Source organism: Aureimonas endophytica (assembly GCF_014642635.1).
Classification (GTDB): Bacteria; Pseudomonadota; Alphaproteobacteria; order Rhizobiales; family Rhizobiaceae; genus Plantimonas; species Plantimonas endophytica.
This window is the reverse complement of the sequence record NZ_BMIQ01000002.1, coordinates 1-21165: the sequence shown is the minus strand read 5'-3', so window position 1 is coordinate 21165 and position 21165 is coordinate 1. Positions and strand designations below refer to the sequence as shown.

The following is a 21165-nucleotide window of genomic DNA, read 5'->3' as shown; positions in this document are numbered from 1 at the left end:
GGAGCATCCACCCATGCCGAACGGGGTGCCGTTTCTGCGCCTGACCGGCCTGTCGAAGCATTTCGGCGGGGTCCGGGCGCTCGAGGGAATCGACTGGGACGTCATGCCGGGCGAGGTCCATTGCCTCGTCGGCGAGAACGGCTGCGGCAAGTCGACCCTCATCAAGACCGTCGCGGGCGTCCATCCGCCGACGGAGGGATCGGTCGAGATCGACGGCCAGTCCGTCCTGCCGCTCGACCCGGCGAAGGCCAAGGCGCTCGGCATCCAGGTCATCTTCCAGGACCTGTCGCTCTTCCCCAATCTCTCCGTCGCCGAGAACATCGCGATCGAGAGCCATCTCGACGCGCTCGTGAAGCCGGTGCGGATCGGCCCGATGCGCCGCATCGCGCGCGAGGTCCTCGCCCGGCTCGACTTCGATCTCGACCTCGCCGCGACGGTCGGCGACCTGTCGGTCGCCGAACGGCAGATCGTCGCCATCGCGCGGGGGCTCGCCGGCCGCGCGCGCCTCATCTTCATGGACGAGCCGACCGCCTCCCTCACCCGCGCCGAGGTGGACCGCCTCCTCGCGATCGTCGCCCGGCTGAAGGCCGACGGCATCGCGGTCGTCTTCGTCTCGCATCGGCTCGACGAGGTGGTGGAGATCGCCGAGCGCGTCACCGTCTTCCGCGACGGGCGGAAGGTCGGCACCTGGCCCGTCGCCGAGGTCGACCAGCGCCGCATCGCCCATCTGATGACCGGCCTCGACATCGAGCAGAAGGTCGTCGCCCGCGACATGGGCGCGGCCGAGCCGCTGCTCGTCGTCGACCGCCTGTCGCGCGACGGCGAGTTCGCCGACATTTCCTTCACGCTGCGGCGCGGCGAGGTGCTCGGCATCGTCGGCCTTCTCGGCTCGGGCCGTACCGAGCTCGCCCTCACCCTCTTCGGCATGAACCGCTCGGAGGGCGGCGCGATCCGGCTGGAGGGAAAGGAGCTGCGCCTCCGCTCCAACCGCGACGCGGTGAAGGCCGGCATCGCCTATGTCTCGGAGGACCGGCTCGGCCTCGGCGTGATCCTGCCGCAGGCGATCGAGGACAATATCGTCCTCGCCGTGATGAAGGACCTCGCCTCGCGCCTCGGCCTCCTGTCGCCGAAGCGCCGGCGCGCGCTCGCCGCCGAATGGGTGGAGCGCCTGTCGATCAAGGTGCCGGGCCTCGACCGGCCGGTCCAGACGCTGTCCGGCGGCAACCAGCAGCGCGTCGTGCTGGCCAAGTGGCTGGCGGCGCGGCCGAGCGTCCTCATTCTCGATTCGCCGACCGTCGGCGTCGACATCAAGAACAAGCAGGGGATCTACGAGACGGTCGCGGCGCTCGCGGCGCAGGGCGTCGGCGTCATCCTCATCTCCGACGAGGTGATGGAGGTCTTCGCCACCTGCGACCGCGTCCTCCACATGCGTGAAGGGCGCATCGTCGGCGAGGCCGTGCCCGGCCAAATCTCGGAACATGCGATGGAGGAGCGGATCTATGCCTGACGCCCGCACCGGGCATGCCCCCCGGCTGGCGCGGCTGCGCCGCCGGCCGGAAGCCTGGCTCTTCGCCGTCATCCTTCTCGTCGGCGCGCTGTTCGGCGCGCTGGCGCCGGGCTTCCTGACGCTCGCCAATGTCATCGACCTCCTGGAGACCTATTCGGTCCAGGCGATCATGGCGATGGGCCTCTTCGTCGTGCTCGTTTCCGGCGGCATCGACATCTCCTTCGCCGCCACCGCCTCCGTCGCGCAATATTGCGCGGCGCTCCTCGCGGTGCAGGCGGGCCTGCCGGCGCCGCTGGTCATCCTCGCCGGCCTGCTGATCGGCACGGCGCTCGGCTGCGTCAACGCCGCGCTGATCCACTACGTCCGCATCACCTCGATCATCGCGACCATCGCCATGATGAGCGTCAGCTTCTCGCTGCTGATGTATTTCTCCGGCGGCAAGTCGATCTACGACCTGCCGGACTGGTGGATCACCCGCGTCACCTTCTACGAGGTCGAGACCGCCTCCGGCGACCTCGTGCGCCTGACGCTGCCGATCGTCGCGATGCTTCTCGCCACGCTCTTCACCTGGGCGATGATGACGCGCTCCTCCGTCGGCCGCCAGCTCTATGCCATGGGCGGCAATCCGGAGGCGGCGCGGCGCGTCGGCATCTCGATCGGCAGGCTGCATTTCGTCGCCTACGGCTTTCTCGGCTTCATGGCGGCGGCGGGCGGTCTCGTCCAGGCGCATCGCGTCGGCGAAAGCGTGCCGAACGCCATGGTCAATACCGAGCTCGCCGTGCTCTCGGCCGCCGTTCTCGGCGGCGCCAGCCTGTCCGGCGGCATCGGCACCGTGCCGGGCGTCCTCCTCGGCATCGTGCTGCTCGCCATCCTCCAGAACGGGCTGAACCTTCTCGGCGTCTCGTCCTATTTCTTCCAGATCGTCATCGGCCTGACGATCCTCGTCTCCACCTCCATCACCGTCCTGTCGTCGCGGCGCGGGCGCCGGCATCGCATTCTCGCGGAGGCGCCGGCCCATGCGTGACCAGCCGCGCGGCGCGACGGGCGCCGTCCCGCAATCCGGCGGTCTCGCCGATCTGATGGCCCGGCTGCGGCCGGGCCTGCCCGGCGGCCAGGCGGGGCTCGGCGGGCTGCTCCTCGCCCTCCTCCTCGCCTTCGCGCTCTTCGTGCCGGGCTTCGCCAGCCTCGGCACGCTGCAATCCTTCATGTACCAGCTGCCGCTGCTCGGCCTCCTGTCGCTGGCCATGGTCGTGCCGCTGATCACCGGCGGCCTCAATCTCGCGATCATCGCGACGACGAACCAATGCGCGCTGCTGATGGTCTGGATCATGCAGAACGCCCTGCCGGAGGGCGCGGGCGGCGGCACCGTCCTCGCCGTCGTCCTCCTGGCGCTCGCCGCCGGCCTTCTCCTCTGCCTCGCGATCGGCCTCCTCACCGGCGCCCTCGTCGCCTATACCGGCGTCCACCCGATCCTCGTCACCCTCGGCACCAAGTCGCTCATCGACGGGATCAGCATCTATCTGACGCGCGGCATGGCGCTCAGCGGCGTGCCGGAGGCCTTCGGCCGCGTCGGCAACGCGACGCTTCTCGGCGTGCCGATGATCTTCCTCGTCCTCGTCGTCGCGGCCCTCGCCGTCGGCGTGATCCTGAAGCGCACCGCCTTCGGCCTGTCCTGCGCCATGATCGGCTCGAACATCGAGGCGACGCGCTATTCGGCGATCGACGTGAAGCGCGTCCTCGTCGGCGTCTACACGATGTCGAGCCTCACCTGCTTCGTCGCGGCGCTGGTGATGCTCGTCACCTTCAACTCGGCCTCGGCCGACTATGCGCAGTCCTATCTCCTCGTCACCATCCTCGCGGCGGTGCTCGGCGGCGTCGACCCCTTCGGCGGCTTCGGCACGGTGTCCGGCCTGATGCTGGCGCTGGCGATCCTCCAGGTCATCTCCTCCGGCTTCAACCAGTTCGGCCTGTCGAACTATCTCACCGTCGCGATCTGGGGCGCGACGCTGATCCTCGTCGTGATGGCGCAGACGCTGCGCCCGCATCTCGCCGGCCTGTTCCGGCGCGGGGGGCGCTGAGCCATGGGCGCGATCGCGGTCTTCGACATCGGCAAGACCAATGTGAAGCTCTTCGCCGCCTCGCCGGACGGCGTTCTCCTCGAACACGGCTCGGCCCCGAACCAGGTGCGCGAGGGGCCGCCCTACCGCCATCACGATCTCGCCGGCCTCGAGGACTGGCTGCTCGACGGGCTCGCCGATCTCGGCACGCGGCACGAGATCGAGGCGGTGGTCGCCTGCGCCCACGGCTCCGGCGGCGTTCTCGTCGGGGCGGACGGGGCGGCGATGCCGATGATCGACTATGAGCAGGCGCCGCCGCCGGAGATCGACGCCGACTATGCCGGGATCGTCGGCTCCTATCGCGAGCGCGGCAGCGCGGTCATGCTCGGCACGGCCCATCTCGCCCGGCAGATGCTCTGGCTGGAGCGCCATTGGCCGGCGGAATTCGCAGAGGCCCGCGCCTTCCTGGCGACGCCGCAATATTGGGCCTTCCGCCTCTCCGGCATCGCGGCCGGCGAGGTGACGAGCCTTGCCGCCCAGTCGCATCTCTGGGCCTCGGCCGAGGCCCGGCCGGCGCGGCTCGTCGACCGGCGCGGCTGGGCGCGGCTGATGCCGCCGATGCGCAGCGCCTTCGAGACGCTGGGGCCGCTGAAGCCGGAATTCGTCCGGCGCACGGGCCTGAAGCCGCAGACCCGCATCCTCTGCGGCATCCACGATTCCTCGGCCAATTTCTACCGCTATCAGGCGGCAGGCCTCGCCGATCTCACCGTCGTCTCCACCGGCACCTGGATCGTCTGCCTCACCGACCGCGCCGGCATCGACTTCGATGTCGAGAAGCCGGGCCGGGCCTGCAATGCCGATGTCCTCGGCCGCCCGATGCCCGGCATGCTGACGATGGGCGGGCGCGAATTCTCGCTCGTCGCCCGCGGCGAGGCCGGCCCCGCCGACGAGGAGACGGTGCATCGGCTCGTCGCCGGCCGGACCTTCGCCCTGCCCTCCTTCGGCCCGGACGACGGCCTGTTCCCCGGCACGGCGCGGGAGGGACGGTTCGTCGGCCCCCTCGCCGACGATCCGCAGGCGCGCTTCACCCTCGGCGTGCTCTATGCGGCGCTCCTCGCCGCCGAATGCCTCGCCGACCTGCCGCCCGCCGCGACGGTGGCGCTCGACGGCGGCTTCGTGAAGGAGCCGATGTTCGGCCGCCTCGTGGCGGCGCTCCTGCCGGGCACCCGCGTGCTCGTGAACCACGATCCCTACGGCACCGCGACCGGCGCGGCGCTGCTCGCCGGCCACGAGACGCGGCGCGGCCCCGCCCCGTTCGATGCCGAGGAACCGGCCCGGGCCGGATTGCCGGACCTCTCTTCCTACCGGTCGCAATGGCGCGACCTGTCCCGACGAATGGAGACTGTTTCGTGACCGCCTATGACGACATGGCCCTGCGCCGCGAGATGGTGGCGACCTGCCGCCGCATGAACGACAGCGGCATCAACCAGGGCACGGCCGGCAATCTCTCGGTGCGCAATCCGCGCGGCTTCCTGATCACGCCGACCTCGCTGCCCTACGACCGGATGGAGCCGGAAGATCTCGTGCAGATGGCCTTCGACGGCACCTACGAGGGCCGCCACCGTCCCTCGTCCGAATGGCGCTTCCATCGCGACATCCAGCAGGCGCGGCCGGACATCAATGTCGTGCTGCATTGCCATTCGGTCTATGCGACGACGCTCGCCTGCCATCACAAGCCGATTCCGAGCTTCCACTACATGACGGGCATCGCCGGTGGCACGACCATCCGCTGCGCCCGCTATGCGACCTTCGGCACGCAAGGCCTGTCGGACGCCGCGATCGAGGCGCTGGAGGACCGGCTCGCCTGCCTTCTCGGCCAGCATGGCCAGATCTCGCTCGGCAAGACGCCGGCCGCCGCCCTCGCCCTCGCCATCGAGGTCGAGACCCTGTCGCGCCTCTATGTCCAGGCGCTGACGCTCGGCGAGCCGCCGATCCTCTCGGACGAGGAAATGGCCCGCGTTCTCCAGCAGATGAAGAACATGAGCTATGGCCAGGCGCCCGATCTCGAAGGGGTGAACGACACGGCGCGGCCGAAGCCGGCCGCCTGACGGCAGGCGCCCCGGCCACGACGGGCCGGCGCGGGGCGTCCCGCGCCCGTCCTCGCCCGCGCCCGTCGAGGCGCCGTACCGGTCCTGTCGGGACCGGCGGCCGGCGCTTCTCGGCCGCGTCGCCGCGTCAGTCCTTCCCGGCGTGATCCTCGCGACGGGAGGCGCCGCGACCGGCCGCCGAATTCAGGAAAATGGCGATCCTCATCGCCGCGATGCCCAGCCCGCGCAGCACTGCCGCGACCGGGAGGAGCAGGATCGCCACGGCACTCCGTGGCGTCCGTCCGCTTCGTTGCCTCCGCATGATACTCGCAATCGTACTCGGCAATCGCCGATCGCCGTTGCGCGGATCAACGAATATTGCCTCATTGAAAAGATTGTTACTGTTAGCCATCCCAGCAATACCTCTTGAGCCTCGCCGCCTATGCTGAGGCCCTCCCGGCTGCCCCTGAACCTCACCGGGGACATCCTGACGGATTCATATAACTGAACTTCGTCCGATTGACACTTCCCTTGCGACAGGATGCCTAATGCCCGGAGCAAAATTGATGAAAAGGATATTGAATACTTGAACGCGGCACATCACCCGAAAGGGTGATGGACGCTGCGGCATCATGGCGCGGCCCGGCCGGACGGGCGCGTCGAAGCGACGGGCCCGGAACATCTCCCGATCCCTCCCGACGCCGATCGCGGCCGAGGCGCCCGGCGCGTCCGACCCTGGCGGCACGTCCTCCACGCCGGAGCGCGAAGGCGGCTGGCATGCGGCGAACTGGGTCTCGCCGACGATCCACGAGACGGCGCATCCGCCGCCACGATCAGGCGGCGACCAGACGCTTCCGGCTGGAGCGCGAGGGCGGCGAGGCCGCCGACCCTCGGCCCTTCCTCAGGCGGCGCGGCCGAACCGCAGTCCGTCCGGCTCGTTGGCGACGAGCGACAGGCGGCCGTAATCGGCGAAGCTCGGATGCGGCGTTTCGAGAACATGGCTGTGCGTCGCCGTGACCACGGCGACGGCCGCGCCCGCCGCTTCCGCCGCCTTGATGCCCGCCGGCGCGTCCTCGAAGACGAGGCAGTCGCCGATCGGCACGCCGAGCCGCTCGGCCGCGAGAAGGAAGCAATCCGGCGCCGGCTTGCCATGCGCCACGTCCTCGGCGGTGACGAGCACCCGCGGCACCGGCAGGCCGGCGGCGGCGAGCCGCTTCAGCGCCAGTTCGCGAATGGCGGAGGTGACGATCGCCCAGCGCCCCTCCGGCAGGGCGGAGAGAAAGGCGAGCGCGCCCTCGATCGGCAGGATGCCGTCGACATCCTCCATCTCCGCGATGGTGATCGCCTCGGCCTCGCGCTCGATCTCGATGCCCGGCAGGCCGAGGCGCCGGATGTTCTCCACGGCGCGGATGCCGTGCATGGTGCGCATGAACTCCTCGACATCGGCGACATTGTGCTTGCGGGCCCAGGCCGACCAGACCCGGTTCACCACCGCCAGCGAGTTGACGATCGTGCCGTCCATGTCGAACAGAAAGGCGCCGAAGGTGCGCCCCGCATGAAAACCATCGGCCATGTTCGATCGCTCTCCGAACCCGTCTCGCCTCGCGCCGCGCCGGCTTTCGCCGCCCGGCGGCACCGCTGATAGCCGAAAACGCCGCGAATCTGTAGGTGCCGCACGCCGATTGCGGCAGGGCCGCGCCGGAAATCGTCGAAAGGCCATTGACGAAGACGGGCTAACCATGGCCCCTGAGCCCGGCCCGTTCCCACGGGATCCGAGGCGACGCGCGCGGCAGGCGCGGCGGCGCCCGCCGGGGCGAGGGCGATCGGCGGGAGGACCGATGAGCGAATTTCCAAGCGGCCGACGCGGCCGGACCGGCGGCGCGTCCGGGCGCCCGGCCTCGACTTCGGCCGGGAGGGCCTGAACCATGGCCGGAGCGATCCTGCAATTCGGCACCAGCCGCTTTCTCCAGGCCCATGCCGACCTCATTCTGTCGGAGGCGCGCGCCGCCGGCCAGGAGATCGGCCCGGTCACGGTGGTCGAGACGACCGGGGCGCCGGCGAGCCGCGCCCGGATCGAGGCCTTCGATGCCGGCCTGCCAATCCCGATCCGCATCCGCGGCCTTCAGGACGGGCGGGTGATCGACGAGACGCGGCAGGTCGAGGGCATCGCCGCCGGGATCTCGGCGCGCGGCGAATTCGACCGGCTGGTCGCGGCCTTTCTCGAGGCGCGCTACGTCGTCAGCAATACCGGCGACAAGGGCTTCGACATTCCGGTGCCCGCCGCCGTGACGCGGGACGGCTGGCGCAGCTTTCCCGAACTTCTCACCCTGCTGCTGCGCGCCCGTTTCGAGGCCGGCGGCGGCCCGCTGGTTCTCCTGCCCTGCGAACTCGTCACCGACAACGGGGCGCGGCTCCAGGCGCTCGTCGCCGAGCTCGCCGCGACGGCCTATGGCGATGCCGCCTTTTCCGACTGGCTTTCGGCGAACTGCCTCTTCGCCGACAGTCTGGTCGACCGCATCGTCTCCGAACCGCTGGAGCCGCTCGGCGCGGTGGCCGAGCCCTATGCGCTCTGGGCGATCGCCGCCCGGCCCGGCCTCGACCTGCCCTGGTCGCATCCGCAGATCAGCCTCGTCGCCGATCTCGGCGATGTCCAGAACAAGAAGCTCTTCCTCCTCAATCTCGGCCACACGCTACTCGCCGAGCGCTGGCTGAGGACGAAGGGCCGGGCGGATCTCACCGTCCGGGAAGCGCTGGCCGAGCCCGCCACCCGCGACTGGCTCGGCGCCATCATGCTCGGCGAGGTCGTTCCCGCCTTCGGCGACAAGGCGGAGGAGGCCGGCGCCTATTGGGCCACCTGCCTCGAACGCTTCGCCAATCCGTTTCTCGATCACCGGCTGGCGGACATCGCCACCAATCACGACGCGAAGATCGCGCGCCGCGCCGGCGGTCTCCTGGACTGGGCGCGGCGCAGGGGAAGCGGCGACGAGGCCTTTCCGCTGCTGCTGGCGGTCTTTCCCGCATGGGCCGGCGCGGGCCGGCAGAAGGAGGCTTGAGGATGCGCGCGCTTAGAATCGAGGCGGAAGGCCGTTCCGCGCTGCGCGAGGTGCAGGAGCCGCAGCCGGGCCCCGGCGAGGTGCTCGTCCGCGTCTCCCATGTCGGGCTCTGCGGCAGCGATCTCAACACGTTCAAGGGCCTCAACCCGCTGGTCTCGCTGCCGCGCATTCCCGGCCACGAGATCGGCGGCACGATCGCCGCCGTCGGCGCCGACGTGCCGGCCGAGTTCGCGCCCGGCCGCCGGGTGACGGTGATGCCCTATACGGCCTGCGGCACCTGCGCCTCCTGCCGGCGCGGCCGGGTCAATGCCTGCCGCTACAACCGCACGCTCGGCGTCCAGCAGGACGGCGGCCTCGCCGAGGCGATCGCCCTGCCCTTCGACAAGATCATCCTCAACGACACCCTGTCCGAGCGCCATCTGGCGCTGGTCGAGCCCTTGTCGGTCGGCTTTCACGCGGTGGAGCGCGGCCGGGTCTCAGCCGGCGAGACGGTGGTGGTGCTCGGCTGCGGCATGATCGGCATGGGCGTCGTCATCGCGGCGGCGGCGGCCGGCGCGCGCGTCCTCGCCGTCGATGTCAACGCGGAGAAGGTCGGCCGCGCCACGCGCTTCGGCGCGGCGGAGGCGATCGACGGCTCGAAGGAGGATGTCGGCGCCCGCATCGAGGCGCTGACCGGCGGCGACGGGGCCGACGTGGTGATCGAGGCGGTCGGCCTGCCGGCAACCTTCACCCAGGCGATCGACCTCGCCGCCTTTGCCGGCCGCGTCGTCTATGTCGGCTATTCCAAGGCGCCCGTCACCTACGAGACGCGGTTCTTCAACCTGAAGGAACTCGACATCACGGGCTCGCGCAACGCGACGCGCGCCGATTTCGACCGCGTCATCGCCTATCTCGAAACCCTGGGGTCGAAGGCGGACGGACTGATCTCCAAGGTCTTTCCCTTCGCCGAGGCCGAAGGCGCCCTGCCCTATTGGGCGGGCGAGCCGACCGCGCTGAAGGTCATGGTGGAGCTGGCTTCCGGCCAAGTCTGACCGGAGCGGGGACAGTCTAGGCCGAGCCGCCCGGGCGGCTCGCCTCCACCCGGTTGCGGCCGTTGCGCTTGCCGGCATAGAGCGCGGCATCCGCCCGCGCGACGAGTTCGTCGGCCGTCTCGCCCGGCTGGAGCGTCGCGACGCCGAAGCTGCAGGTCTGCCGGCCGGCAACGGGAAAAGACGTCGCCTCGATGGCGCTGCGGATCGCCTCGGCGAATTCGACGGCGGGCTCCAGAGCGCTTCCCGGACAGATCAGCATGAACTCCTCGCCGCCCCAGCGGCCGATCGTGTCGGCAGGGCGCTGCCGGTCGCGCAGCACCTCGGCGAAGATCGCGAGCACCTTGTCGCCGGCCTTGTGGCCGTGCCGGTCGTTGATCGACTTGAAGCGGTCGATATCGCCGAGAATGATCGAGAGCGGCACCCGGGCCCTGCCGGTGAAGGCGATCTCCCGGCCGAGCTCCTCGTCCAGCTTGCGGCGATTGGCGAGGCCGGTCAGGAGATCGGTCTCGGCGAGAAGCTTCAGCTCCTGCGTGCGCTCGCCGACCTTGGCCTGGAGCGTCGAGGTCAGGTCGCGCATATTGTCGAGAAGCCGGGCATTCTCCTCGAAGGCATGCCCGAGGCGCCGGGCCATCCGGTTCAGCGTCGAGGCGAGCGCATGCAGCTCGTGCCGTCCCCCGGCCGCGACGACCAGCGGCCGCGTCCCGAGATTGTCGGCGTCGATCTCCTGGACGAAGGCGCTCATCTCCGCCAGCGGCCGGCCGACCATGCGCTGGATCACCACATAGAAGATCACGAGCAGCATCAGCGACTTGATGGCGGAATTGATCAGGATGATCACCACCGTGCGCTTCAGCTGATCGAGAACGAGCGCATGGTTGGAATAGACCGTCCAGGAGCCGATCGCGTGATGGGCACCGTTCTCGTCGACATGCGTCAGTTCGAAGGTCCGCTGGAAGGGCGCGTCGAAGAGCGAGGCGAGCGCCGTGCCGAGCGCCCCGTCCGGCGGCGTCCCCGGATCGGCCAGGGCACTTCCGAAGGCGCGGACGCGTTGGCCCGCCTCGTCCCGCACCTCGACGCCGGTCAGGATCGGGATCTCCCGCATGCCGGACAGGATGCCCTCGACCACCTCCGTATTGAAGCGCCACATGGCATCGGCGAGGCCAGGACTGAAGGTGCGCTGGAGCGCGACGACATTCGCCGTCAGCGCTTCGCTGGCCGAGCGATATTCGAGGCCCATCTGGATCGCGGTCAGGGCGACCGCGACCGCGAGATAGCAGCCGAACATCACCCGGATCAGCCGCTGCGCCAGCGGACTGCGGCGCGGCGGGGCGGCGAGAGTCTCAGCCCGCGAGGGCGAGAACCGGTCGATGGAAGGGAACAGGCTCATCAAGCCGGCCTCACTCACTGGCCAGAAAGGCGCCGTCATAGGCGGCCCGGATGGTCGGCAGGTCCTCGGGCGCCGACCAGGCTTCGACGATCGCGCGATAATCCGCCATCGGCCGCGCCTCGCGCAGCACGGCGTCGACACGATCGATGAAGGCGCGGCCCCAAGGCGTGCGCGCGCACATCACCCGGCTGAACACCGGCTCCGGCCGCTCCTCGAAAGGGAGCATGGCGAAGGCGCCCGGCCGCCCCAGGAGATCGGCATTGTAGGTGGCGATGTTGGCGTAGTCGATGAGATAGTCCAGGCGCCGGTTCAGCAGCATGCGGAAGGCTTCGGGAAAATCCGAATGGGTCTCCGGAGGCGGGAAGCGGCGCAGGAGGTCGTCGATCACCGGTCCGAGCGACCGGTTGCGCAGCATGCTGGTCCGCAGGTCGGGACGCTCTTCGAGAAGGTGCCGCAGCGAAAGCGGCGCCATGGCGGCAAACTTCTGCCGCTCTTCGGCCGGAACGACGAGACGCAGCGGATAGAACAGGGCGACCGGCAGGGAGAAATAGGCGAAATCCTCCCGCTCCGGCGTCTTCACGCCGCCGACGAAGCACCATTGCGCGCCGGCCTTCAGCGAAGTGACGATGCGCGGAAAGGGCGCGGAAAGGGTCTGGTGGGGAATGTCGGCGAGCCGGGCGTCGAGGAGATGCCGGATCTGATCGAAGATGCCCCGGTCGCGATTGGGGCCGTCGGCGATCATGAAGGGCGCGGCGTCGTAGATCGCCCAGGTGACGCCGGCCTCCTCGGCCGAGGCGGAGGGCGCGAGGCCGGCCCCGACGAGAAGGGTGGCCAGCGAAGCGGCGCCGGCGCGGAGCCGCAGCCCGCGCCTTGACGGCGAAGGACCCGCCACGCGCGCGAGACGGGCGGCGCGGGACGAGTGGCGGCCGACAAGGGCGGAAACGGAGGAGGCGAAATCCCGAAACATCATGACATCTCAAGGCGGAAGGCCGCGCCTTCGCCCACCGAACATAAGCGGCCGATGTTTCGAAACGTCACCCGCATCGACATTTCGCGAAGCGTGGTGACCAAAGTTTGCGCAGAGCGTCCCGAGGGCGGAGCGCCATCGAATCAAAACCGTTTCAAGGATTGCAGCACAAGGATGAAGGAGATGCAACCTCCAGGCGCATTCGGGCCGATCCCGCGCGATCGGCGGGGTCAGCTCGTCGCGACGGCGGCGGCGTAGCTGGCCGGCGGCGGCGCGGCATGGTCGGGATCGGGATGTTCCAGCGCGGCGAGCGCCATGATGCGCTCCTCCGAAGCTTCGGCGAAGGGGATCTCGCCGGCCAGCTGCCCGGCGCGCATCACCAGGATGCGATCGGAAATGGTCAGCACCTCCGGCAGGTCGCTGGAGATGACGAGAACCGCCAGCCCCTCGCGCGCCAGCTCGCGCAGCAGCGCGTAGATCTCCGCCTTGGTGCCGACATCGACGCCGCGCGTCGGCTCGTCGACGACGAGGACGCGGGGTTTGGAGGCCAGCCATTTGGCGAGCACCACCTTCTGCTGGTTGCCGCCGCTGAGAAGGCCGACGAGCTGCTCGACGCTCGGCGTCTTGATGCGGAAGCGATCGACATAGCCCTCGATCATCGAGGCCTCGCGCCCCTCCCGCACGAAGCCGGCCTGCGACAGGCGGCCGAGGCCGAGCGCGGCGAGCGACAGATTGCTGCCGACGCCCATGCCGAGCACCAGCCCCTGGCCCTTGCGGTCCTCCGGCACGAGGCCGATGCCGAGGCGCATCGCGTCGCGCGGCCGGCGGATCTCGGCCGGCCGGCCCTCGATCAGGATCGTGCCTTCCGGCGCCGGCGGCGAGCCGAAGAGGCCGAGCGCCATTTCCGAGCGCCCGGCGCCGATGAGGCCGGCGAGGCCGACGATCTCGCCCTGGCGCAGCTGGAAGGAGATGTCGCGATAGCGCTGGCCGTCGCCGAGTTCGCGCACTTCCAGCATCACCGGCCGCGCCTCGGCGGCGGGGGCGACGCGCCGCACCTCCGCCAGATCGCGCCCGACCATCAGCCGCACCACCTCGTTCGGCGAGGTGTCGGCAAGGCGCGCGGTGCGCACGTGATGGCCGTCGCGCAGCACCGTCACGGCGTCGCAATTGTCGAAGACCTCGCGCATGCGATGCGAGATGTAGAGGATGGTGACGCCGCGCCGCTTCAGATCGTGGACGACGCGGAACAGCGCCAGCGCATCGGCCTCCGACAGGCTGGAGGTCGGCTCGTCGAGGATCAGGAGACGCGGCTCGTGCACCAGGGCCTTGGCGATCTCGACCAGTTGCTGCTGGGCGATGGTGAGGTCGCCGAGGCGCGTTTCGGGGTCGAGATCGACGCCGAGCCGTCCCATCGCGGCGCGCGCGTCGGCGATCAGCGCGGCGCGATCGACGAAGACCCGGCCCCGGCGCGGCTCCAGGCCGAGAAAGATATTCTCGGCGATCGTCATGTTCGGCGCCAGCATCAGCTCCTGGAAGACGATGGCGATGCCCTCGCGCGCCGCGTCCTTCGTGCCGGAGAGCTGCAATTCCTTGCCGTCGAAGACCAGTCGGCCGGCGGTCGGCGGATGGGCGCCGGCGATGACCTGCATCAGCGTCGACTTGCCCGCGCCGTTTTCGCCCATGATGGCATGGACGCTGCCCGCCTCCACGGCGAAGGACACGTCCTTCAGCGCCTGGACGCCGGGAAAGCTCTTCGAGATGGCCTCGACGGAGAGGAGCACGGCCATGACGGGATCTCCGGGAAGGACCGGGCGGCGCGAGGGCCGCCCGGCGGGGGTCGTTCAGTTGCCGGCGGCGAACTTCTCGACATTGGACTTGTCGACGATGTCGACGCCGGTATCGGTGACCGGCGGCACCTTCTCGCCCTTGGCCAGCTTGTCGAGCTGGTCGACCGAATCCATGCCCATGGCGAGCGGCCGCTGGCCGATCAGCGTGGTGGCATAGCCGTCCTTCAGGAGCTTCACCTGGGTCGGCAGCGTGTCGAAGGAGACGATCACGAACTTGCCGGCCTTGAGGTCGGCCTGCTTGTTCTTCAGCGCCCGCGTATAGGCCTGCGGCGCGAACATCGGCCAGCCGCCCGAGAAGAAGATGCCGTCGATATTCGGGTTCTTCGCCAGGATGTCCTGGATCACCTGCACGCCGACGCTGGAATCGTCGTTGCAGGAGAAGGGCGAGCCGGAGACTTCCTTGAACTTGTCGCCGAGCTTCGACTTGAAGCCCTTGATGCGGTCGTTGAGGTTGGAGGCCGAGAGGCCGCCGGTCAGCACGGCATAGGTGCCGCCGTTCGGCAGCGCCTTGGCGAAGGCCTCGCCGGCCGCCTCGCCGCCCGCCTCGTTATTGGTGCCGATGAAGGCGATGCGCTTCGACTTCGGCGCATCGGAATCGAAGGTGACGACCGGGATCTTCTTGTCGAGCGCGGCGGCGATGACGTTGGAGATCGAATCGGCATTGTTTGGGGCGATGGCGATGCCGGCCACCTTGCGGGTGACGAGATCGCGCACGATGCGCGTCTGCTCGGCGTCGTCGAGCTGGGCCGGGCCGGTGAACAGGCATTCGGCGCCGAGCTTGGCGGCGGCTTCCTTGCAGCCCTTCTCGGCATCGGCATAGAAGGGCACGCCGAGCGCCTTCGGCACCAGCGCGAAGACCTTCTTCTCCGCCGCCCCGGCCGAGCCGGCCGCGAGAAGCGCGAGCGCAGCGCCCGCCAGCAGAATGCGTTTCATGGATGTTCCTCCCTCAGACGATGGTTCGTGTCGGCGAGACGGGCGACGCTTCCTCCCGAAGCTCCGTCGCCCCTGCCTCCCGGCGGCCCGGCCCTGTTCCTCCGGCCGGCCGCCCGGAACTTGTCGGTCAGCGGCTGCGCCAGAAGCCCTTGCGCAGCTGGTCGATGAAGACGGCGAGCACGATCACCGAGCCGACGAAGACGCCCTGCCAATAGGCGTCGGTGCCGAGCAGCACGAGGCCGTTGCGCAGGACCTCCAGGATCACCGCGCCGACGAAGACGCCGATCACCGTGCCCTCGCCGCCGTTCAGATTGGTGCCGCCGATGACCGCCGCCGCGATGACGCTCAGCTCCTTGCCGAGGCCCTGGTTGGAAATGGCCGAGGACAGGTAGCTGACCTCGATGATGCCGGCGATGGCGGCGAGCACCGAGGAGATGACGTAGACGCTGATCTTCAGCCGGTCGACGTCGAGGCCCGTCAGCCGCGCGGCGCGCTCGTTGCCGCCGATGGCGTAGAGCTGCCGGCCGTAGACGCTCTTGTTGAGGACGATCCAGGCGATCACCGTCAGGACGACGAAGATGATGAAGGGGTTCGGCAGGCCGAAGCTGTCGCCGCCGCCGAGGGCGAAGAAGGGATCGTCATAGGGCCGGAACTCGTCGATCGACTTGCCGCGCGTGACGACCAGCGCCAGGGCGCGCGCGATGCTCATCGTGGCGAGCGTCGGCACGAAGGGCGGCATGCGCAGCTTGGTGACGCAAAGGCCGTTGAACAGACCGAAGCAGGCGGCGATGAGCATCGACAGGAGACAGGCGGGCACGGTGCCGAGGCCCATGGCCATGAAGGCCGCCGAGGACACGGCGGCGAGGCCCCAGACGCTGCCGACCGACAGGTCGATGCCGCCGGTGATCATCACCATCGCCTGGCCGAGCACGACGATGCCGACAAAGGAGAAGTTGCGGGCGTCGTTGAGAAGATTGTCGGTGCTGGCGAAGTCCGGCTCGATGATCGACAGGACCACCACCATGAGGACGAGCGCCGCGATGATGCCGGTCTCGCGCGACCGCAGAAGCCGCGCGCCGAAGCCCGGCCGCCGTGCCTTCTCCGCCTTGTCGGCGACGCTGACGGGCAGGCTCATGCGCCCTCGATCCCGGCACGCGCCGCCACCCGGCCGCGCCTTAGCGCACCGTTCCGCTCCCACGTCATTCGGTCAACCCTCCCCGATCGACGAATCCGCTCCCGAAACAAGTCTTAAGCTAGGTTTTCGCAAGCGGCAATCGTCCGAATGCGGCGTCTGAGCGCATCACGCCTTCCCGGCTGTGGATCGCCGGGGGCGGCGCTCCGAGGAGGCGCGCCGATGCGGCGGCCGGCGTCGGTTCGCGACAGGGATGAAGGACGGGACAGGATCGCGGCGGCTAGGGCGAGCCGGACCGCACATGAAAAAGCCGCCCGATCGGGGCGGCTGACAGGAAGGAATTGCTGGCACAGTTCGTAATGGTTGCGGGGGCAAGATTTGAACTTGCGACCTTCAGGTTATGAGCCTGACGAGCTACCGGGCTGCTCCACCCCGCGCCATTTCCGTCGACCTCGGCCGCCGGTGAGCTCCATATATGCGACAGCTCGATGAATGAAAAGCCCCCTGGCGGAAAAAGCTGCGGCTAATGCGCATCTTCCCGCAGCAGGCGCCGTAACACCTTGCCGACATTGGACTTTGGCAATTCGTCCCGGAACTCGATCAGCTTGGGGCGCTTGTAGGGCGTCAGTTTCTCGCGGCAGAAATCTCGAATCGCGTCCTCCGTCGGCGCTCCGTCGCCGCGCACCACGAAGAGCTTCACCGCCTCGCCGGAGGCGCCGTCCGCCACGCCGATCACCGCCGCCTCCGCGATCCCGGGCATCGCCGTCACCACCGCCTCGACCTCGCTCGGATAGACGTTGAAGCCGGACACGATGATCATGTCCTTGCGCCGGTCGACGATGCTGAAGGAGCCGTCGGGATTCATCACGCCGATATCGCCGGTGCGGAACCAGCCGTCGGCCGTGAAGGCCTCCGCCGTTTCCGCCGGCCGCCGCCAATAGCCGCGCATCACCTGCGGCCCCTTGGCCACGAGTTCGCCGCGCTCGCCGGGCGCCACCTCTTCGCCCGCCTCGTCGACGATACGGAGCTCGGTCGAGGGCAGCGGATAGCCGATCGTGCCGGTCCAGCCGGTGGCGAGCACGGAATTGCAGCAGAGCACCGGCGAGGTTTCCGACAGGCCGTAGCCTTCGCAGATCGCGAGCCCCGTCAGCGCCTGCCAGCGCTTCGAGGTGGCGGCATTCACCGCCATGCCGCCGCCGACCGCGAGCTTCAGGCCCGACCAATCGACATGCTTGGCGCCCTTGTGGCGGGCGATGACGTCGAAGAGCGTGTTGACCGCCGGAAAGCTGTGGAAGCGCATGCGGCCGAGCGCGGCGAGAAGCGCCGGAATGTCGCGCGGATTGACGATGAGGAGGCTGGCGCTGCCCGTCCTGGCCGCGAGCAGCATGTTCACCGTGAAGCCGAAGATATGATAGAGCGGCAGCGCCCCTACGATCACCGGCTGCTCGTCCGGCGGCACGCGCGCCAGGGCCGGCGCGTACCAGAGCTCCGACTGCAGGACATTGGCGACGATGTTGCGATGGGTGAGCATGGCGCCCTTGGCGATGCCGGTCGTGCCGCCCGTATATTGCAGCACCGCCAGATCCTCGCCGGCGACCGGCACCGGCGCGACGGACCCCTTGGCGCCCCGGCGCAGCGCCTCGCGCCAGGCGACCGCGCCGGGCAGACGATAAGGCGGCACGAGCTTCTTCACCCGCCGCGCCACGAAATCGACGATCCGGCCCTTCGGCCAGGGCAGCATGTCGCCGAGCCGCGCCACCACGACATGGCGCAGCTGCGTGGCGGCGATGCAGGCGGCGAGCGTGCCGGCCACCACGTCGAGGACGACGATCGCGACGGCCCCGGCATCCTTCAGCTGATGTTCGAGCTCGCGCGGCGTGTAGAGCGGATTGACGTTGACGATCACGAGGCCGAGCCGCATCGCCGCCGCGACCGCCACCGGATATTGCGGCACGTTCGGCATCATCAGGGCCAGCCGGTCGCCCTTCTTAAGGCCGAGGGACTGGAGATAGGCGGAGAAATCCGCCGCGGCCCGCTCGATCGCGGCGAAGGTGAGGCGATGGCCGAGATAGCGGCAGGCTTCCCGCGCGCCATAACGGCGGAAGGCGTCCTCGAACAGGGCGCCGAGCGTCTCGTAGGGCAGCGGCGGCAGCTCATGCGGCACGCCGGCCGGATAGTTCGCATGCCATGCCCGCTGCATTCGAATTCCTCCCCTCGGGAAGGATACCGCCGAAACGAATCGAAGACATGTCGGCGGGCCGGTTTTTCTGGCAAAAAGGATAAGCCCCGGAAGGCCCACTCCCCGCCTTCCCGCACCGGAGAAAGCCCGCATGTCCCAGATGTCGCGCCCGTCGCCGGCCAGGCCCGGCGCGAAGCTTCTCGACTTCCTCGTCTGTCCGGTGACGAAAGGCCCCCTGCGCTACGACGCGGAGCGCGACGAACTTGTGTCCCCGGCGGCGCGCCTCGCCTTTCCGGTGCGCGACGGCATTCCGATCATGCTGGTCTCGGAAGCGCGGGTTCTGGATTAGAACGCGCCGGCGCCGCCGACGCGCCGCGCATCCTGCTCCCCGGCCGGCATCGCAGCCGGCCGGCCGATGTAATAGCCCTGCGCGGCCGAGCAGCCGAGCTCGCGGAGCAGCGTGAATTCCGCTTCCGATTCGACGCCTTCCGCGATCGTCGAGATCTCCATCTCCTCGCCCATCCGGATCACCGCCTTGAGGACGGCCATGGAATGGCGGTCGGCGAGCGCGTTGGAAACGAAGCTGCGGTCGATCTTGATCCGGTCGAGCGGGAAGTCGCGCAGATGCGCCAGCGAGGAATAGCCGGTGCCGAAATCGTCCATGGCGATCCTGATGCCGAGCGCGCGCAGCGCCGCCAGACCGTCCGCGATCTGGGCGCCGTCGGCGACGATCGCCGTCTCGGTCAGCTCCACCTCCAGGCGATTGGGCGAAAGCCCGCTCTCGGCGAGGGCCGAGGTGATGTGCTTCAGAAGCAGCGGCGTGCGGAACTGCACCGTCGAGACGTTGACGGCGACATGCCGGCCGGCCGGCCAGGTCGCGGCGTCCCGGCAGGCCTGGCGCAGCACCCATTCGCCGATCTCGACCACCAGACCGTTCTCCTCGGCCAGCGGAATGAAGCGCGCCGGCGAGATCTCGCCCTCGGTCGGATGGCGCCAGCGGATCAGCGCCTCGTAGCCGGTGATCTCGCCGCTCGCCAGCGCCATGATCGGCTGATAGGCGAGATGGAACTCGCCCCGCGCCAGGGCCTGACGCATGTCCTCCTCCAGGCGGTGCCGCTCGGCCACCTCCTCCACCATGCCGGGGCGATAGCAGGCGACCCGTCCGCGCCCGGCGCGCTTGGCCTCGTAGAGGGCGATATCGGCGCGCTGCATCAGCTGCTCGGCATCCTCCGCCTCGTCGGCGCAGCAGATGCCGATACTGCAACCGATGCGCACCGTGATGCGGTCGATGAGGAAGGGCTCGGCGATGGCGTCGACCACGGCCTGGGCGATCGCCACGGCCTGTTTCTGATCGGCATTGACGACCAGCGCCATCTCGTCGCCGCCGAGGCGCGCGACGAAGCCGGCGCTGCCGCCGGCCTCGCGCAGGCGCTCGGCCGCCGCGACGAGCAGCCGGTCGCCGACGCCATGCCCGAACGTGTCGTTGACCGCCTTGAAGCGATCGAGGTCGAGCAGCAGGAGCTTGATGTTGCGCCGCGCCCGGAAGGCCTCGTCGAGGCGCATCTGCAAGGAGCGGCGGTTCGGCAGCTTGGTCAGGACGTCGTGATAGGCGAGCTGCGAGATCTGGTCATGCGCGCGGCGCATGTCGGTCACGTCGTCGAAGATCAGGACGGCGCCGCCGGCGGCCACCGGCCGGACCTCGATCTCCATGATCCGCCCGTCGTCCATCAGATATTCGAAACTCTCGCTCGTCTCCGGCGCCAGCCATTCGTCCGCCCGGCGGGTCGCGAGGCGGCGGCGCGCCGCGTCCCAGCCATGGGTGTCGCCGATGACATCGATGATCTCCTTTCGGCTCATGCCCGGCTTCAGGGCCGATCCGCCGAGGGCGAAGATCTCGCGATAGCGCCGGTTGTAGAGCTGGAGACTGTGGTTGCGGTCGAAATAGAGCAGCCCGTTGGACATGTTCTCGAGCGCGGTCGACAGGATCGAAGAATGCGCCCGCTCCTGCGCCTCGAACCGCCGCGCCGCCATCAGCGTCAGAAAGGCGCCGAGCAGCAGCACCACCGCGCCCGCCCCGGTGAAGATGCTGAGCGTGATGTTCTGGTGCGGCTCGGCCCTGCCGGTCAGCAGGGGACTGATGGAGGTGCCGGAGATCGAGATGAAATGGGCGGCGCAGACCGCCAGCGTGAACAGGGTGCAGGTGGTCGGCGGGGTGGCGAAGCGGTCCGGCAGGCCGCGCGCGACGGCGAGCAGGATCGCGGCCGCGAAGCAGGCGATGAGATCGGCTTCGAGGGACGAGGACTGGAGGCAGCCGACGATGGCGCCCATGCCGGTGAGATGCATCGCGCCGATGCCGAGCCCGGCCAGGGCGCCGAGCAGCGTGCGCAGGACGAGCGAGGTCTTCACGGCGGAAACGGCGAGCGGAATCCCGACGAAAGCGACGGCGATCGCCGCCGAGAGCAGCGTGGTTTCCAGATCGTAGCCGAGCGCGATGTCCGGCCGGTAGCCGAGCATGGCCATGAAATGCGTCGTCCAGACCCCCATCCCGGCGACGACTGCCGTGGTGCCGAACCACAGGGCCGGCACGCGGCCCTGCAAGGAGGCGAGCTTCGGCAAGAGGCTGGCGAGCAGCCAGGCCGAGGACAGGCAGATGATGGCGGCCGCGACGACGAAGCCGATCGAATGGCTGGCGGCGATGACGGCGAGAAACGAGACCATGCGCCACCATCGCTATCGCGCTTCAACAGGGGCTCAATGAACTTGGTAAAAGACTTCGCAAAAGCGTAGCGGCTCAAGCATCCGAAAGTTGCGATGGAACGCGGCAACCGAATTTCGGGCGAAGCGGCAGACCCATGGAAGAAGGCCGGCGACTTGCGCCGCCGTCCCCGAATCGCGCCCCGGCGGGAGGGATCAGAACTCTTCCCAGTCGTCCGCCGCCGGGGCGGGCTTGCGGGCCGCGCCGCCCTGGCCGCCGGTGCGCAGCTG

The 21165-nt window shown here is 69.3% G+C and carries 17 protein-coding genes and 1 tRNA gene; 8 read left to right on the top strand and 10 right to left on the bottom strand.

Annotation, left to right across the window (positions count from 1 at the left end; all coding sequences use genetic code 11):
• The first annotated feature begins 13 nt into the window (after positions 1 to 13).
• The 5 genes from IEY14_RS06445 to IEY14_RS06425 are packed head-to-tail and all read left to right on the top strand — an operon-like array spanning position 14 to position 5672.
• Positions 14 to 1507 carry a sugar ABC transporter ATP-binding protein gene (locus IEY14_RS06445; RefSeq protein ID WP_188907425.1) on the top strand — a complete coding sequence of 498 codons (1494 nt, stop codon included), beginning with the start codon at positions 14 to 16 and terminating at the stop codon, positions 1505 to 1507.
• A complete protein-coding gene (locus tag IEY14_RS06440) occupies positions 1500 to 2531 on the top strand; it encodes an ABC transporter permease (protein ID WP_188907424.1) in 1032 nt (343 codons plus the stop codon). Before IEY14_RS06445 ends, IEY14_RS06440 begins: the two co-directional genes overlap by 8 nt.
• Positions 2524 to 3585 (top strand): ABC transporter permease, encoded by a 1062-nt coding sequence (locus IEY14_RS06435; RefSeq protein WP_188907423.1) that lies wholly within the window; start codon positions 2524 to 2526, stop codon positions 3583 to 3585. The genes IEY14_RS06440 and IEY14_RS06435 overlap by 8 nt, the downstream gene beginning before the upstream one ends.
• Positions 3586 to 3588: 3 nt before the next feature.
• A complete protein-coding gene (locus IEY14_RS06430) occupies positions 3589 to 4977 on the top strand; it encodes an acetate and sugar kinases/Hsc70/actin family protein (RefSeq protein ID WP_188907422.1) in 1389 nt (462 codons plus the stop codon).
• A 32-nt stretch (positions 4978 to 5009) separates the two neighbouring features.
• A complete protein-coding gene (locus IEY14_RS06425; RefSeq protein ID WP_188908068.1) occupies positions 5010 to 5672 on the top strand; it encodes a class II aldolase/adducin family protein in 663 nt (220 codons plus the stop codon).
• Between the two features lie 127 nt (positions 5673 to 5799).
• On the opposite strand, the gene IEY14_RS26110 is transcribed toward IEY14_RS06425, so the two are convergent.
• Complete coding sequence (locus tag IEY14_RS26110) at positions 5800 to 5934, bottom strand: hypothetical protein (RefSeq protein WP_280515025.1); 135 nt, start codon at positions 5932 to 5934, stop codon at positions 5800 to 5802.
• Positions 5935 to 6552: 618 nt separating this feature from the next.
• Positions 6553 to 7224, bottom strand: a complete 672-nt coding sequence (locus tag IEY14_RS06420; RefSeq protein WP_188907421.1) for an HAD-IA family hydrolase — start codon at positions 7222 to 7224, stop codon at positions 6553 to 6555.
• A 352-nt stretch (positions 7225 to 7576) separates the two neighbouring features.
• On the opposite strand from IEY14_RS06420, the gene IEY14_RS06415 reads away from it, so the two are divergent.
• Together IEY14_RS06415 and IEY14_RS06410 are read left to right on the top strand one after the other, a co-directional pair.
• Positions 7577 to 8704 carry a mannitol dehydrogenase family protein gene (locus IEY14_RS06415; RefSeq protein ID WP_188907420.1) on the top strand — a complete coding sequence of 376 codons (1128 nt, stop codon included), beginning with the start codon at positions 7577 to 7579 and terminating at the stop codon, positions 8702 to 8704.
• A gap of 2 nt (positions 8705 to 8706) precedes the next feature.
• Positions 8707 to 9735, top strand: coding sequence for a zinc-binding alcohol dehydrogenase family protein (locus IEY14_RS06410; RefSeq protein ID WP_188907419.1), 1029 nt, complete (start codon positions 8707 to 8709; stop codon positions 9733 to 9735).
• Positions 9736 to 9751: 16 nt separating this feature from the next.
• Here the strand turns inward: IEY14_RS06410 and IEY14_RS06405 are convergent, their stop codons facing one another.
• The 7 genes from IEY14_RS06405 to IEY14_RS06375 form a co-directional block, all read right to left on the bottom strand.
• Positions 9752 to 11122, bottom strand: coding sequence for a GGDEF domain-containing protein (locus IEY14_RS06405; protein ID WP_188907418.1), 1371 nt, complete (start codon positions 11120 to 11122; stop codon positions 9752 to 9754).
• 10 nt (positions 11123 to 11132) lie between these two features.
• Complete coding sequence (locus tag IEY14_RS06400; RefSeq protein ID WP_188907417.1) at positions 11133 to 12092, bottom strand: TIGR02285 family protein; 960 nt, start codon at positions 12090 to 12092, stop codon at positions 11133 to 11135.
• Positions 12093 to 12319: 227 nt separating this feature from the next.
• Positions 12320 to 13876, bottom strand: coding sequence for a sugar ABC transporter ATP-binding protein (locus IEY14_RS06395; RefSeq protein WP_188907416.1), 1557 nt, complete (start codon positions 13874 to 13876; stop codon positions 12320 to 12322).
• A 54-nt stretch (positions 13877 to 13930) separates the two neighbouring features.
• Positions 13931 to 14869 carry a sugar-binding protein gene (locus IEY14_RS06390; protein ID WP_188907415.1) on the bottom strand — a complete coding sequence of 313 codons (939 nt, stop codon included), beginning with the start codon at positions 14867 to 14869 and terminating at the stop codon, positions 13931 to 13933.
• Between the two features lie 127 nt (positions 14870 to 14996).
• The gene (locus IEY14_RS06385; RefSeq protein ID WP_188907414.1) at positions 14997 to 16004 is read right to left on the bottom strand and encodes an ABC transporter permease; all 1008 of its coding nucleotides are present in this window, start codon (positions 16002 to 16004) and stop codon (positions 14997 to 14999) included.
• Positions 16005 to 16361: 357 nt separating this feature from the next.
• A tRNA-Met gene (locus IEY14_RS06380) sits at positions 16362 to 16438 on the bottom strand.
• 86 nt (positions 16439 to 16524) lie between these two features.
• Positions 16525 to 18201 carry an AMP-binding protein gene (locus IEY14_RS06375; RefSeq protein ID WP_188907413.1) on the bottom strand — a complete coding sequence of 559 codons (1677 nt, stop codon included), beginning with the start codon at positions 18199 to 18201 and terminating at the stop codon, positions 16525 to 16527.
• A gap of 139 nt (positions 18202 to 18340) precedes the next feature.
• Between IEY14_RS06375 and IEY14_RS06370 the strand changes: the two genes are divergently transcribed.
• The gene (locus IEY14_RS06370) at positions 18341 to 18529 is read left to right on the top strand and encodes a Trm112 family protein (protein ID WP_188908067.1); all 189 of its coding nucleotides are present in this window, start codon (positions 18341 to 18343) and stop codon (positions 18527 to 18529) included.
• Here IEY14_RS06370 and IEY14_RS06365 read toward each other — a convergent pair.
• Positions 18526 to 20898 (bottom strand): EAL domain-containing protein, encoded by a 2373-nt coding sequence (locus IEY14_RS06365; RefSeq protein WP_188907412.1) that lies wholly within the window; start codon positions 20896 to 20898, stop codon positions 18526 to 18528. The genes IEY14_RS06370 and IEY14_RS06365 overlap by 4 nt on opposite strands.
• Between the last annotated feature and the right edge of the window lie 267 nt (positions 20899 to 21165).